Origin of the sequence: Streptomyces sp. NPDC006997, from assembly GCF_040635175.1 — a bacterium.
Classification (GTDB): domain Bacteria; phylum Actinomycetota; class Actinomycetes; order Streptomycetales; family Streptomycetaceae; genus Streptomyces.
Map to the genome: position 1 here is coordinate 88,370 of NZ_JBEYHH010000015.1, position 13,719 is coordinate 102,088.

Here is a 13,719-nt window from a genome sequence, read left to right on the forward strand (position 1 = left end):
GTGAACGACCCGTGGTTCGGCGCCTGGAGACCCCGGGAGGACGCCGCCTACCGGCTGTTCTGCCTCCCGTACGCGGGCGGTGCCGCCGCGGCGTACCGCGCCTGGCACCCGCTCGCGCCCGCGCACATCCAGGTGTGCCCGCTGGAACTGCCCGGCCGCGGTGGCCGTATCGCCGATCCCCCGATCAGCAGGCTGCGGCCGCTGGTGGACGCGCTGGCCGGTGCCCTCACGCCGTTCCTGGACCGGCCGTTCGCGGTCTTCGGGCACAGCATGGGCGGTCTGCTCGCCTTCGAGCTGACCCGGACCCTGGTCCGGCGGGGCCTGCCGCTGCCCGCCCACCTGTTCGTCTCCGGCCGCTCCGCGCCCGACGCTCCCGACGACGGGCGGCGGCTCCACGACGCGCCGGACGCGGAGGTGCTGGACCACCTGCGCCAGCTCGGCGGCACTCCGCAGAGCCTGCTGGACGACGCCGAGCTGATGGAGCTGGTCCTGCCCACCGTGCGCGCCGACTTCTCGGTGCTGGAGAGCTACGAGTACCGGGACGAGCCCCCGCTGCCGGTGCCGCTGACGGTGTTCGGCGGCGACGCGGACGCCCTGGTCTCCCCGGCCCGGCTGCACGGCTGGCGTCGGCAGACGTCGGGCGGATCCCAGCTGCGGATGCTGCCCGGCGGCCACTTCTTCCTGCACAGCACGGCACCCACGATCATGGCGACGATCGCCGACGCCCTGCCGCCGACCCCGCCCGGCACCCCGGACCCGCGGACGGCCGCCGGGTCGGGGGCGCCGGTGGCGTGACCGTCAGTTCTCCTTCCACACCATCACGGTGAGGACGGCACTGTTGACGGTGACCGGCACGTCGGCCTGGTTGAAGAGCCGGACGCGCATCCCCCGGCGGGAGCCGAGCCGTTTGGTCACCGGGATGACGGCGAAGGTGCTGCCCGAGGTGCCGACGATCTCGTGGATGGGGTGGTCGGCGCGGTGCTCGTCGCCCTCGTACTCCGACATCCGGGCCTGCACCACCGCACCGGCCGGGAGGCCGAGGACGGTCAGGCTGAGGGAGCCGGTGAAGCGGGCCGGACCGCGCGCCCACACGCTGCCGTTGGTGGCGTGGTGGCCGGTCTCGTCGCTCCACTCCCTGGTGAACTCGATGGAGTCCCAGGCCCCGGGCCGCAGGGTGTAGGACTCGGAGAGACCGAGGTTGACGTACTGGGGCATGTCGTCCTCCTGGGGGGTGCCCTTGGCGGCGTCGAGGATGGCGGCCATGGGGAACGCGCCGGGGTCACCGTGGTCGTTCTCCGGGGCGTGCTGGTGCCCGCAGTGGCCCTTGAAGCCGAGCCACCGCGAGGCCGACAGGCGCACACCGTTGGAGCCGTACGAGCTGGGGTACGGCTTGAAGGTCAGCCCGGAGGTGAGCGGCACGCCGTGCCGCTCGTGCGCCCAGCGGGCGAACGCGGCCAGGTCCCGCACCACCCAGGAGGGCAGTTCGGGCGTGTAGAGGTGGCGCGTCGAACCCCACCGCCGGTGGGTGGTCGGGTCGCAGGTACCGACGATCTCCACCTGGCAGACGTTCAGCGTGTTCGTCTCCACGCCGCCGGAGAGGTTGCGCAGGGCCCGGCTCGACGTGTCGAAGTCGAAGTGCTGGTACCAGACAAGGCGTCTGGCGGCGAAGTCGGGCTTCGCGGTGAAGTTCGGCGCGGACGCGCCACCTCCGTACGAGGGCAGCGAGGTGCCCTCCGTGGAGTGCCAGAGTATGACGTTGGTCTCCATCGGAGAGCCCGGATAGGCGTTCTGGTACCAGTACGCCGTCGAGGCACCCGGATAACGCTGGGGTCCGGTCCTCATAGGACGTCCCTCCCGTCGAGGTCTCCGACGCGGGCAGCGGTCGCGCGGGAGCGCGCGACCGTCTGTAGTCTGCCCCGTAGACCTCGCGGGCGATCCGCCCGGAACCGGGAAGTTCGCCGCTACGGCAGCGGTGTGCCGCCCGTGGCGTTGAGGATCTCCGCCGTCACGAAGCTGGCCTCCTGGGACGCCAGGTACACGTAGGCGGGGGCGAGTTCGGCGGGCTGGGCGGGACGGCCGAGCGGGCTCTGCTTGCCGAACTCGACCGTGTCGGGCAGCGTCGCCGGGATCAGCGGGGTCCACACCGGGCCCGGCGCGACCGCGTTGACGCGGATGCCGCGCTCCGCGACCATCTGGGCGAGCCCGTGGGTGAAGGTGACGATGGCGCCCTTGGTCATCGCGTAGTCGAGCAGGTGCGGGCTGGGCTTGTACGCCTGCGCCGAGGTGGAGTTGATGACGCTGCCGCCCGCCGGGACGTGCGGCAGGGCGAACTTGGTGAGCCAGAACATCCCGTACAGGTTGGTCCGCATCACCCGGTCGAACTGCTCGGTGGGGATGGCCTCGATGCCGTCGGGCTGGGACATCTGGAACGCCGCGTTGTTGACGAGCACGTCGATCCGGCCGAACTCGGCGGCGGCCCGCTCGGCCAACTCCCGGCAGTTGGCCTCCTCGCGGATGTCGCAGGAGACGGCGACGGCCTTGCGGCCCGCGTCCTCCACCAGCCGGGCGGTCTCCCGGGCGTCGTCCTCCTCCCCTTCCAGGTACGTGAAGAGGACGTCGGCCCCCTCACGGGCGAAGGCCAGGGCGACCGCGCGCCCGATACCGGAGTCCCCACCGGTGATCACGGCCTTGCGGTCCGCCAGTCGCCCGCTGCCGCGGTAGCTCTCCTCGCCGTGGTCGGGAGGCGGGTCCATGGGTCCCGTCCAGCCCGGGTGCGGCTGGTCCTGCGCGGGGAAGTCCGGTTGGGGGTGCCGGGCCGCCGGGTTCTGGGACGGGTGCGATGCGCCGGTCACGTCGGCCTCCTCGATACGGGGGCCCGCCGGGTTCCCGCACCGCCCCGTCCGAAAAGCGGAACCAGTCCCCACCACCCCCGCGACCAGCGCCCCCACCCGCGGAACCAGCGGCCCCCCACCTGCTGACCCAACGCCCGCCACCCGCGCGACCAGCGCCCCCACCCCCGCCCCCACGACCAGCACCCGCCACCCGCCACCCGCGGAACCAGCGCCCCGGTCCGTCCAACCCGTCCATGAGACGCCCCTTGCCCTGGAGCCCCCTCCCTCGGGCAGACTCCCCGCATGGATACCGCCGACTACATCGACGTCCTGGACCGGGAGGGCCGTGCCCTTGCCGCTGCCGCCGCCGGGGCCGGGCCCGCCGCCAAGGTGCCGACCTGTCCGGGCTGGCAGGTGCGCGACCTGCTGCGGCACACCGGCATGGTGCACCGCTGGGCCACCGCGTTCGTCGCCGAGAAGCACACCTCGTACCGACCTGACGGCGGGCTGCCCGACCTCGACGGCGACGCGCTCCTCGACTGGTTCGCGCAGGGCCACCGGACGCTGGTCGACACCCTCGCCGCCGCCCCGTCCGACCTGGACTGCTGGCACTTCCTGCCCGCCCCGTCACCGCTGGCGTTCTGGGCCCGGCGGCAGGCGCACGAGACGACCGTGCACCGCCACGACGCCGAGTCGGCCCGCGACGGCGCGCCCGCCGAGGTCGACCCGGCCTTCGCGGTCGACGGCATCGACGAGTTGCTGCGCGGCTTCCACGCCCGCGGCGGGAGCCGGGTCCGCAGCGCCGAGCCCCGGGTACTGCGGATACGGGCGACGGACGTCCCGGACGGCGGCGGACTGTGGACCGTACGGCTGTCCGACGCCCCCCTGGAGACGGAGAGCGGGAGCGACGCCACCGACGCCGACTGCGAGATCTCCGGCCCGGCGGGCGGACTCTACCTGGCGCTGTGGAACCGGGCGCCGTTCCCGGAGGTGAGCGGGGACGGCGCGGTCGCCGACCTGTGGCGCGCGACCTCCGCCGTCACCTGGAGCTGAGCCGTCGCGTACGACGGGTTCAGCCCGCCAGCATCCGTGTCAGGACCGCGCGCTGCACCGGCAGCACCTGCCCGTGCAGCGCGCGCCCGCGTGCCGTGAGCCCCACGCGCACACCGCGGCGGTCCTCCGGACACATGCCGCGTTCCACGAGCCCGTCCTTCTCCAGCCGCGCGATCAGCCGGGACAGGGCGCTCTGGCTGAGGTGGACGCGCTCGGCGATCTCCTGGACGCGGTAGGGGCGGACGCGGTCCGCCGCGTCGCCGTCCCCGGCGAGCACGTCGAGCACCTCGAAGTCACTCGCGCACAGGCCGTGCTGGTGCAGCGCGCGGTCGATCTCGCACTGGGTGCGGGAGTGCAGCGCCAGGATGTCGCGCCACTGCTCCACGAGAGCCTGTTCGACCGTCTTCGCCGCCATGTCCGCACGGTAGCAGAGAGGCAAACTCAATGCATCTGAATTAAATGCACTTGCATCTCATGCATGTGCATGTAGTGTCGGGGTCCATGACCACTCCGCACACCCTCCCCGCGTCCGAGGGACGCTGGACGCCCCGGCTCTGGGGCACCCTGCTGGTGCTCTGCGCCGCGATGTTCCTCGACGCGCTCGACGTCTCCATGGTCGGCGTCGCCCTCCCCTCCATCGGCTCCGACCTCGACCTGTCCACCTCGACGCTCCAGTGGATCGTCAGCGGCTACATCCTGGGCTACGGCGGTCTGCTGCTCCTCGGCGGCCGGACCGCCGACCTGCTGGGGCGCCGCCAGGTGTTCCTGGTCGCGCTCGGCGTCTTCGCACTCGCGTCCCTGCTCGGCGGGCTCGTCGACTCGGGTCCGCTGCTGATAGCCAGCCGCTTCGTCAAGGGCCTCAGCGCGGCCTTCACCGCCCCCGCGGGCCTGTCGATCATCACCACCACGTTCCCGCAGGGCACCCTGCGCAACCGCGCCCTGTCCATCTACACCACCTGCGCCGCCACCGGGTTCTCCATGGGCCTGGTGCTCTCCGGCCTGCTCACCGAGGCCAGTTGGCGGCTCACCATGCTGCTGCCCGCGCCGATCGCCCTGCTGGCCCTGCTCGCCGGACTGAAGCTGCTGCCCCGCAGCGCCCGCGAGAAGGACCACAACGGCTACGACATCCCCGGCGCCGTCCTCGGTACCGCCTCGATGCTGCTGCTGGTGTTCACGGTCGTACAGGCGCCCGAGGTCGGCTGGGCCAGCGCCCGCACACTGCTGTCCTTCCTGGCCGTCGCCGTCCTGCTGACCGTCTTCGTGGCCGTCGAACGCCGCTCGCCCGGACCGCTGATCCGGCTCGGCGTGCTGCGCTCCGGCAACCAGATCCGCGCCCAGCTCGGCGCGATGGCCTTCTTCGGGTCGTACGTCGGCTTCCAGTTCCTGGTCACGCTCTACATGCAGTCCCTGCTGGGCTGGTCCGCGCTGCACACGGCGCTCGCCTTCCTGCCCGCCGGTGTGCTGGTCGCGCTCTCCGCCACCAAGATGGGCGCGATCGTCGACCGGTTCGGCACCCCGCGGCTGCTCACCCTGGGCTTCGCCTTCCTGGCCGTCGGCTACGCGCTGTTCCTCGGCGTCGACCTCGAACCGGTCTACGCGGTGGCGATCCTGCCGAGCATGTTGCTGATCGGCGCGGCCTGCGCGCTGGTCTTCCCCTCGCTCAACATCCAGGCCACCAACGGGGTCGATGACCACGAGCAGGGCATGGTCTCCGGACTGCTCAACACCTCGGTGCAGGTCGGCGGCGCGATCTTCCTCGCCGTGGTGACGGCGGTGGTGACCGCGCACACCCCCGGTGACCCCTCCCCGCAGGCCGTCCTGGACAGCTACCGCCCCGGCCTGGTCGTCATCATGGGCATCGCCCTCGCGGGCCTGCTCATCACCCTGACGGGACTGCGCACCCGCCCCGCCCGTCCGTCCGTGGTGGTCGCCAAGTCGGCCGCGCCGGAGGCGGAGTCCGAGGGCGAGCGGGTGGCCGTCCGCGACTGACCCGGCTCCCCACCGCACCCACGAGCGCCCGCTCCCGCCACGAGGCGGGGCGGGCGCTCGCGCGTGCCCCGCGGGCGGCGGGGCGGACTCGCACCCACCTCACTCCAGCCCCTGTGTGAAACGTGTTGTTCGACCTGCCGCGCCCCGTGGAGACGGCGCTGCTGCGCACCGGCACGGTGCTCGCGCCGCTCCTCTTCGCCGTCCGGGTCGTCGCCGTCCTCGTCCGCTTCCGGCGGGGCGGAGCCGATCAGCCCAGCCAGCCCGGCCGTACCAACCCCGACTCGTAGGCGAGGACGACCAGTTGGGCGCGGTCACGGGCGCCCAGCTTCACCATGGCGCGGCTCACGTGGGTCTTGGCGGTGAGCGGGCTGACGACGAGCCGTCGGGCGATCTCCTCGTTGGACAGGCCGATGCCGACCAGTGCCATCACCTCCCGCTCCCGCTCGGTGAGTTCGGCGAGGGCGTCCGCCCGGGCGGGCTCCTTGGAACGCGCCGCGAACTCCGCGATCAGGCGGCGGGTCACCCCGGGCGAGAGCAGCGCGTCGCCCGCGACCACCGCCCGTACCGCGCGCAGCAGCTCCTCCGGCTCGGTGTCCTTGACCAGGAACCCGGAGGCGCCCGAGCGGATCGCCTCGAAGACGTACTCGTCGAGTTCGAAGGTGGTCAGCATGACGACCCTGACGTCCGCGAGGGCGGGGTCGGCGGTGAGGTGCCGGGTGGCGGATAGACCGTCGAGCGCGGGCATCCGGATGTCCATGAGGACGACGTCGGGCCGCAGTTCCCTCACCAGCCGCAGGGCCTCCTCGCCGTCGGCGGCCTCCCCGGCCACCTCGATGTCGGGCTGCGCGTCCAGCAGGGCCCGGAACCCGGCGCGGACCAGTGACTGGTCGTCGGCGAGCAGTACGCGGATCACCGTTCCCCCTCCTTGGCGGTGGCGCCGTCCAGCGGCAGCACGGCGAGCACCCGGAAGCCGCCGTCCGGACGCGGACCCGCCTCGATGGTGCCACCCAGCGCGGCGGCCCGCTCCCGCATCCCGGCCAGACCGTTGCCGCTGCCGCCCGCGTCGGCCCCGGTCGCGGGCCCGTCGTCGTCGACGCACAGCCGCAGCGCGGCGCCCCGCGGATCCCCCGCCGTACCGGCCGCTTTGTCGAGCCGCACGCGCGCGTGCCGGGAACCTGAGTGCCGTACGACGTTGGTGAGGGCCTCCTGCACGATCCGGAACGCGGCGAGGTCGGTGCCGGGGGGCAGCCGGGGCGGCTCGCCCTCGACCTCGACGGTGAGGCCCGCGCCCGCCGCCTGGGTCACCAGCTCCGGCAGCCGGTCCAGGCCGGGGGCGGGCGCGCGGGGCGCCTCGCCCGGGGCGCGGAGGTTGTCGAGTACCTGGCGTACCTCGCCCAGCGCCTCCTTGCTGGCGGCCTTGATGGTGGTGAGCGCGGTGCGTGCCTGCTCGGGGTCGCTGTCCAGGAGGGCGAGGCCGACGCCCGCCTGCACGTTGATCACGGAGATGCTGTGCGCGAGGACGTCGTGCAGTTCACGGGCGATGCGCAGCCGCTCCTCGTCCGCGCGCCGCCGCGCCGCCTGCGCCCGCTCGGCCCGGTCCCGGGCCCACTGCTCGCGCCGGGCGCGCGCCAGCTCGGCGACGGCCATGATCGCCACCACCCAGGCGAGGACGACGGCCTCCTGTCCCCAGGACACCGCCGCGTCCCCGGTCGGCGGCAGCCACCGGTACAGCCAGTGGGCCACCAGCACGTGCGCCGCCCACAGCGCCCCCACCGCGGCCCAGGCGGCCCGGCGGTGTCCGGCGACGACGGCACTGAAGCAGGCGACGGCGACGGTCAGGAAGACCGGCCCGTACGGGTAACCGGCGCCCAGGTAGGTCGCGGCGGCGGCGGACGTGCCGAAGAGCACGGCCACCGGGTGCCGCCGTCGCCACAGCAGCAGCCCCGCGGCGACCAGCAGCAGCACCCGCGCGAACGGGTCGAGGGCCGCCCGCTCGCCCTCCTGCCCGTGCGCGGCGAAGGAGGAGCCGACCAGCACGAAGACGGTCAGCAGCAGCGTGGACGGCCAGGGCCAGGCGGCTCCGCCGTCCCGCCCACCCTCGGCACCCCAGCGGGAGACCCACGGCGGCCCACTCCGCCACCACGCGGCACCACGCCGGAACCGCCCGGTCGGCGGCGACCCCGAGCCCCGTACGCCCTGCTCGTCCATGCCCGCCACGCTAGACGCCGCACGGCGACGCCGACGTCCCCCGCGCGAGGTGATCACGCGTACTCCCTGGGAAGTACGAGCGCGGCGGCTCGTCCGCGCCGGACGCCCGCCCGTGCCCGCTCTCCCGCGCGGACCGGCCCGGCACCGGGCGAGTACCGCCCCCGGTCAACGGGCGCGTCACGGTGGGGCAGGGCCTTTCTTGTCCCCGGTGCAGATGTCGCGATCCACACCGAGCCAGAAGGCCCTCACCCCTTTCAAGATCACACGCCACCCTGATCGCCGTCACCGACCTCCGTGGACGGAACACCTAGTGCGGGTCTCTCAGACCGACCCCGCGTGCGAGGTGGGCCGCGGCCTGCTGGAAGAACGGCTCGCGGTCCTCCACGACCCGGTTGAACTGGCCGAACACCTCGAACCCGACCAGCCCGAACAGCTGCGCCCAGGCCGCGACGAGCGCCGCGACCGCCTCCGGCGGCAGGTCGGGGGCGAGGTCGGCGGTCATCCGCTCGGCCTCGGCGCGGAGTCCGGCGGCGAGCGGGGGCGGGGTCAGGCCGTGCGTCTGGTGCGCGTCGCGCAGGACGCGGATGAGCAGCAGCCCGACCCGGGCGGCGGCCGGGACGGTGGTCTGGGGCGCGCTGTAGCCGGGCACGGGAGAGCCGTAGATCAGCGCGTACTCGTGCGGGTGCGCGAGCGCCCAGGCGCGCACCGCCTCGCACACCCGGCGCCAGCGCCGCGTCGGAGGGGCGTCGGCGACCTCGTCGTGCGCGGTCTCGGCGGCCGCGCCGAGGGAGTCGTAGGCGTCGATGATCAGCTCGGTGAGCAGGTCGTCGCGGCTGGGGAAGTAGCGGTAGAGCGCGGAGGAGGCCATGCCGAGTTCGCGGGCGACGGCACGCAGGGAGAGCTTGGCGGCGCCGTCGGCGGCGAGTTGCTCGCGTGCCGCGTCCTTGATGGCGGCGGTGACTTCGATCCTGGCGCGGGCGCGGACTCCGTGTGCGGTGCTCATGGGGACGAGTGTCGCACGAAACAAGAGCAGCGCACTCGAAAGAGAGCACCGCTCTTGCTTTCCTGTGCCGACACAGCGCACACTGTTCTCAAGCGAGAGCAGTGCTCTCCAAAGGAAGCACCGCTCTCATCCCGTCACCGGAGGCTCCCATGGCGTCATCGCAGCCCTACTACTTCCAGGCAGGCCCCGTCGCCGCGCGCTTCAACACCGTCGTCGGCTGGCTCGCCCGGCACGGCGTCAGCCTCGCGGGGACCGCCGAGCTGTCCGTGCGCGGCCGCAAGAGCGGCGCCCTGCAGCGCATCCCCGTCAACCCCTACACCCACGACGGCGCGCAGTACCTGGTCTCGGCCCGCGGCCACTCCCAGTGGGTGCGCAACATGCGCGCCGCCGGGGGCGGGGAGCTGCGCGTCGGGCGCAAGGTGCGCGCCTTCACCGTGGTGGAGCTTCCCGACGACGAGAAGCTCCCGGTCCTGCGCGGCTACCTGGAGAAGTGGGGCTGGGAGGTCAACCAGTACTTCCAGGGCGTCACGGCCAGGTCCTCCGACGAGGAGATCATCGCCGCCGCCCCCGACCACCCCGTCTTCCGCGTCACCGTCACGCGGTGACGTTCCCGTCACCGTCCCCGTCGGACTTCTCCGCCGCCGGTCCGCCCACCGGGAGCGTGCCGTCGCCGCCCCCGACGCGGCGGTCCAGCATGGCGAGGGCGCGCTGCACCATCGGCCGGGTCCGGACCATCTCGCCCAGGGTGGTGGAGCCCCGGGTGATGTCCGTGAACGCCCGCCAGGCGGGCCGCAGTCCGGTCAGCGCCGCGTGGAAGACGCCGGGCCGCCGCTCGAAGACGGTCAGCAGCCGCTTGCCGACGGCCATCTCCACGCCGAGGCCCGCCTTGACCGCGAAGGCGTAGTTCAGCGCCTGCCGTCGGGTGTCCACGGCGTCGTGCGCCTCGGCGATCCGCACCGCCCACTCCCCCGCCAGCCGCCCGGAGCGCAGCGCGAAGGAGATACCCTCGCGGGTCCACGGCTCCAGCAGGCCCGCCGCGTCCCCGCAGACCAGCACCCGCCCGCGCGACAGCGGCGAGTCGTCGGCCCGGCAGCGGGTCAGGTGGCCGGAGGAGACGCTGGGCTCGAACCCGGCGAGGCCCAGCCGCCCGACGAAGTCCTCCAGGTAGCGCTTGGTGGCCGCGCCCTCGCCGCGCGCGGAGATCACGCCGACGGTGAGCGTGTCGCCCTTGGGGAAGACCCACCCGTAGCTGCCGGGGATGGGACCCCAGTCGAGCAGCACCCGCCCCCGCCAGTCCTCGGCGACGGTCTCCGGCACCGGGATCTCCGCCTCCAGGCCGAGGTCGACCTGGTCGAGCTTGACCCCGACGTGCGCCCCTATCCGGCTGGCGCTGCCGTCCGCGCCGACGACGGCCCGCGCGAGCACCGTCTCCCCGCCCTGCAGGACGACGGCGACCGTGCGCCGGTCGGGCACCGCCGAGCCGTGCTGCTCGACCCGCGACACCGTGACGCCGGTGCGCAGCTCGGAGCCCGCCTTCTGCGCGTGCTCGACCAGCTGCTGGTCGAACTCGGGCCGGTTGACCAGCCCGAACAGCGTCTGCCGGGAGCGCCGGGTGCGGGTGAAGCGGCCGTTGTGGGAGAACGTCACGGCGTGCACCCGGTCCCGCAGCGGCAGTTCGAAGCCCGGTGGCAGGGCGTCGCGTGAGGGGCCGATGATGCCGCCGCCGCAGGTCTTGTACCGGGGCAGCTCCGCCTTCTCCAGCAACAGCACGCGGCGCCCCGCGACCGCCGCGGCGTACGCCGCCGACGCCCCGGCGGGTCCCGCGCCCACCACGACGACGTCCCACACCTGCCGCACATCGTCCGCCGAAGAGTTCTCGCTGCTCACGATGGTCTACTGCTCCCGATCCAGCCGCCTGCCCGTGTTGTCTCCCGCATCCTACGGCGACGATCTCCGCAGGCCACTGTGGGAGGATCGGCGGCGTCCGGCTCCCGGGCGCCCGGTCACCGCGACCGGACGGCCGGAGACGCGCGACAGCCACCCAGAAGTACAACGTCGCACCCACAAGGAGCGTGCCCATGTCGTCGAATCCGGTCGCCGAGACCGTCGCCTCGCTGATGCCCCGGGCGAAGGCGGAACTCACCGAACTGGTGGCCTTCAAGTCGGTGGCGGACTTCGACCAGTTCCCGCGCGAGGAGAGCGAGGGCGCGGCGCGCTGGGTCGCCGACGCGCTGCGTGCCGAGGGCTTCGAGGACGTGGCCCTGCTCGACACCCCGGACGGCACCCAGTCGGTCTACGGCTACCTGCCCGGCCCCGAGGGCGCCAGGACGGTCCTGCTGTACGCCCACTACGACGTGCAGCCGCCGCTGGACGAGGCCGGATGGGCGACGCCGCCGTTCGAGCTGACCGAGCGCGACGGACGCTGGTACGGGCGCGGCACCGCCGACTGCAAGGGCGGCGTGGTCATGCACCTGCTGGCGCTGCGGGCGCTGAAGGCCAACGGCGGCATACCCGTGCACGTCAAGGTGATCGCCGAGGGCTCGGAGGAGCAGGGCACCGGCGGTCTGGAGCGGTACGCCGAGGACCACCCGGAGCTGCTGGCGGCCGACACCATCGTGATCGGCGACGCGGGCAACTTCCGCGTCGGCCTGCCGACGGTCACCGCCACCCTGCGCGGGATGACGCTGCTGCGGGTGACGGTCGACACCCTGGCGGGCAACCTGCACTCCGGCCAGTTCGGCGGCGCCGCACCGGACGCGCTGGCCGCCCTGGTCCGCGTACTGGACTCGCTGCGCGCCGAGGACGGTTCGACGACCGTCGACGGGCTCACGGGCGAGGCGTCGTGGGACGGCATCCAGTACGACGAGGAACAGTTCCGCGCGGACGCCAAGGTGCTCGACGGCGTCGGCCTGATCGGCTCGGGCACGGTCGCCGACCGGATCTGGGCCCGCCCGGCGGTGACCGTGCTCGGCATCGACTGCCCGCCCGTGGTGGGCGCCACGCCGTCCGTGCAGGCCAGCGCGCGGGCGTCGGTCAGCCTGCGGGTGCCGCCGGGCGTGGACGCGGCGGAGGCGACCAAGCTGCTGACGGCCCACCTGGAGGCTCACACGCCGTGGGGCGCGCGGGTGAGCGTGGAGCAGGTCGGGCAGGGTCAGGCGTTCCGCGCCGACACCGGCAGCCCGGCGTACCAGGCGATGGCCGACGCGATGGCGGTGGCGTACCCCGGGCAGCGGATGCAGTACGCCGGTCAGGGCGGCTCGATCCCGCTGTGCAACACCCTCGCCGCCCTCTACCCGGAGGCGGAGATCCTGCTGATCGGGCTGAGCGAGCCGGAGGCCCAGATCCACGCCGTGAACGAGAGCGTGTCGCCGGAGGAACTGGAGCGCCTGTCGGTGGCGGAGGCCCTGTTCCTGCGCAACTACGCGGCGAGCTGAGCCGGGCGGGCGGGGCGACGGCACGCGGGCCCGACGGGGCGCCCGTCGGCCGGCCCCGCCCCCGCCTCACCCCCACCCGCCGACCGGGATCCCCGCCTCCGCGTACACCACCGCCCCGCGCTCCCTGGCCCGCAGGGCCCACCGGAGGCGTTCGTAGCGGACCGGCGGGAGCAGCCCCGCCGCCTCCTCCTCGGTGACGAAGCGCCAGGCGCGCAGCTCGGGACCGGGCAGCAGCAGCCGCGCGGTCTCGGCGGGTCCGAGCCGTCCGCCGTCGAAGAGGAGGCGCAGACCGCCGTAGCGGGGCTGGGCGGGCGGTTCCCAGTCGACGAGGAGCAGCCGGGGCAGCTCGTCGAGGTGGATGCCGGTCTCCTCGGCGACCTCGCGGATCCCGGCGCGGGCGGGCGCCTCGCCCGGTTCGACGACGCCGCCGGGGAACTCCCAGCCCGGCTTGTACGTGGGGTCGACGAGCAGCACGCGGTCGTCCTCGTCGAAGAGCAGGACGCCCGCGGCGAGGGTCTCGGCGGTGGGCTCCGGGGACTGCACGATGTCGCAGGCGGGCGCGGTGCCGGAGGTGACGGCCTCGGCGATCCGGGCGGCGGTCTCGTACGGGGTGAGGCCGCCGTTGTCGACGGGGTGGGCGTCGGCGGTGAGCCAGGCGGCGAGGGCGGTGCGGTACGGCTCCATGTGGTCGTAGGAACCCTGGCGCACGCGGAGGTCCGGGTCCGTGAGGCGGGGCGGCTCGCGGCGTGTCATCCGCTCGCGCAGTATCGTTTCGGCCGGGGCGAGCAGCACGTGCCGGACCGGTATCCGGCGGGCGGCGAGGCCGCCGAAGATCTCGTCGCGGTACTCCTGTCGCAGCAGGGTCATGGGCACGACCAGGGTGCCCCCGAGTTCGGCCAGCATCGCGGACGCCGTGTCGATGACGAGCCGACGCCAGATGGGCAGGTCCTGGTAGTCGCCGACCTCGGCCAGGTGCTTGGCGGGCAGCAGGTGGGTGAGCGCCCCGCCGATGACCTCGGGGTCGAAGAGCGTGCTGTTCGGGATCAGTTCGATCAGTTCCCGTGCGGTGGTGGTCTTCCCCGCACCGAACGCGCCGTTGATCCAAACAACGATCACGTTTCCCCCCTCCTCTTTTGGACCCCTGTGGCTTGCCCGCTCCACCCTGCCATGGAAACCAGCCGCAGTTGAGGGCCCGAAAAGC

The 13,719-nt window shown here is 73.6% G+C and carries 14 protein-coding genes; 6 read left to right on the forward strand and 8 right to left on the reverse strand.

Going from position 1 to position 13,719, the window contains the following annotated elements:
- The gene (locus ABZ659_RS16925) at positions 1-795 is read left to right on the forward strand and encodes a thioesterase domain-containing protein (RefSeq protein WP_360219744.1); all 795 of its coding nucleotides are present in this window, start codon (positions 1-3) and stop codon (positions 793-795) included.
- A 3-nt stretch (positions 796-798) separates the two neighbouring features.
- Here the strand turns inward: ABZ659_RS16925 and ABZ659_RS16930 are convergent, their stop codons facing one another.
- Positions 799-1,842, reverse strand: coding sequence for an N-acetylmuramoyl-L-alanine amidase (locus ABZ659_RS16930; protein ID WP_360219747.1), 1,044 nt, complete (start codon positions 1,840-1,842; stop codon positions 799-801).
- Positions 1,843-1,961: 119 nt separating this feature from the next.
- Positions 1,962-2,852, reverse strand: a complete 891-nt coding sequence (locus ABZ659_RS16935; protein WP_360219750.1) for an SDR family oxidoreductase — start codon at positions 2,850-2,852, stop codon at positions 1,962-1,964.
- A gap of 282 nt (positions 2,853-3,134) precedes the next feature.
- Here ABZ659_RS16935 and ABZ659_RS16940 point away from each other — a divergent pair, with 282 nt between their 5' ends.
- Entirely contained in the window at positions 3,135-3,884 is a 750-nt protein-coding gene (locus tag ABZ659_RS16940) for a maleylpyruvate isomerase family mycothiol-dependent enzyme (protein WP_360219753.1), read from the forward strand.
- Positions 3,885-3,903: 19 nt separating this feature from the next.
- Here ABZ659_RS16940 and ABZ659_RS16945 read toward each other — a convergent pair whose 3' ends face one another.
- A complete protein-coding gene (locus ABZ659_RS16945) occupies positions 3,904-4,299 on the reverse strand; it encodes a MarR family transcriptional regulator (RefSeq protein ID WP_360219756.1) in 396 nt (131 codons plus the stop codon).
- Positions 4,300-4,385: 86 nt separating this feature from the next.
- Here ABZ659_RS16945 and ABZ659_RS16950 point away from each other — a divergent pair, with 86 nt between their 5' ends.
- Complete coding sequence (locus ABZ659_RS16950; RefSeq protein WP_360219759.1) at positions 4,386-5,873, forward strand: MFS transporter; 1,488 nt, start codon at positions 4,386-4,388, stop codon at positions 5,871-5,873.
- A 122-nt stretch (positions 5,874-5,995) separates the two neighbouring features.
- Complete coding sequence (locus ABZ659_RS16955; RefSeq protein WP_360219762.1) at positions 5,996-6,160, forward strand: DUF6332 family protein; 165 nt, start codon at positions 5,996-5,998, stop codon at positions 6,158-6,160.
- On the opposite strand, the gene ABZ659_RS16960 is transcribed toward ABZ659_RS16955, so the two are convergent.
- From ABZ659_RS16960 to ABZ659_RS16970, 3 genes are all read right to left on the reverse strand, one after another.
- Positions 6,121-6,786, reverse strand: a complete 666-nt coding sequence (locus ABZ659_RS16960; RefSeq protein WP_360219765.1) for a response regulator transcription factor — start codon at positions 6,784-6,786, stop codon at positions 6,121-6,123. The two genes, ABZ659_RS16955 and ABZ659_RS16960, sit on opposite strands and share 40 nt — an antisense overlap.
- Positions 6,783-8,081 (reverse strand): sensor histidine kinase, encoded by a 1,299-nt coding sequence (locus ABZ659_RS16965; protein WP_360219768.1) that lies wholly within the window; start codon positions 8,079-8,081, stop codon positions 6,783-6,785. The genes ABZ659_RS16960 and ABZ659_RS16965 overlap by 4 nt, the downstream gene beginning before the upstream one ends.
- A gap of 307 nt (positions 8,082-8,388) precedes the next feature.
- Positions 8,389-9,084: a TetR/AcrR family transcriptional regulator gene (locus ABZ659_RS16970; RefSeq protein ID WP_360219772.1), complete on the reverse strand. Its 696-nt coding sequence runs from the start codon at positions 9,082-9,084 to the stop codon at positions 8,389-8,391.
- Positions 9,085-9,233: 149 nt separating this feature from the next.
- Here ABZ659_RS16970 and ABZ659_RS16975 point away from each other — a divergent pair, with 149 nt between their 5' ends.
- Positions 9,234-9,689, forward strand: coding sequence for a nitroreductase family deazaflavin-dependent oxidoreductase (locus tag ABZ659_RS16975; RefSeq protein WP_360219775.1), 456 nt, complete (start codon positions 9,234-9,236; stop codon positions 9,687-9,689).
- Here ABZ659_RS16975 and ABZ659_RS16980 read toward each other — a convergent pair.
- A complete protein-coding gene (locus ABZ659_RS16980; RefSeq protein WP_360219778.1) occupies positions 9,679-10,971 on the reverse strand; it encodes a geranylgeranyl reductase family protein in 1,293 nt (430 codons plus the stop codon). The genes ABZ659_RS16975 and ABZ659_RS16980 overlap by 11 nt on opposite strands.
- Before the next feature lie 191 nt (positions 10,972-11,162).
- Between ABZ659_RS16980 and ABZ659_RS16985 the strand changes: the two genes are divergently transcribed.
- Positions 11,163-12,518, forward strand: coding sequence for a dipeptidase (locus ABZ659_RS16985; protein ID WP_360219781.1), 1,356 nt, complete (start codon positions 11,163-11,165; stop codon positions 12,516-12,518).
- Positions 12,519-12,584: 66 nt separating this feature from the next.
- Here the strand turns inward: ABZ659_RS16985 and ABZ659_RS16990 are convergent, their stop codons facing one another.
- The gene (locus ABZ659_RS16990; protein WP_360219784.1) at positions 12,585-13,634 is read right to left on the reverse strand and encodes an NUDIX domain-containing protein; all 1,050 of its coding nucleotides are present in this window, start codon (positions 13,632-13,634) and stop codon (positions 12,585-12,587) included.
- Between the last annotated feature and the right edge of the window lie 85 nt (positions 13,635-13,719).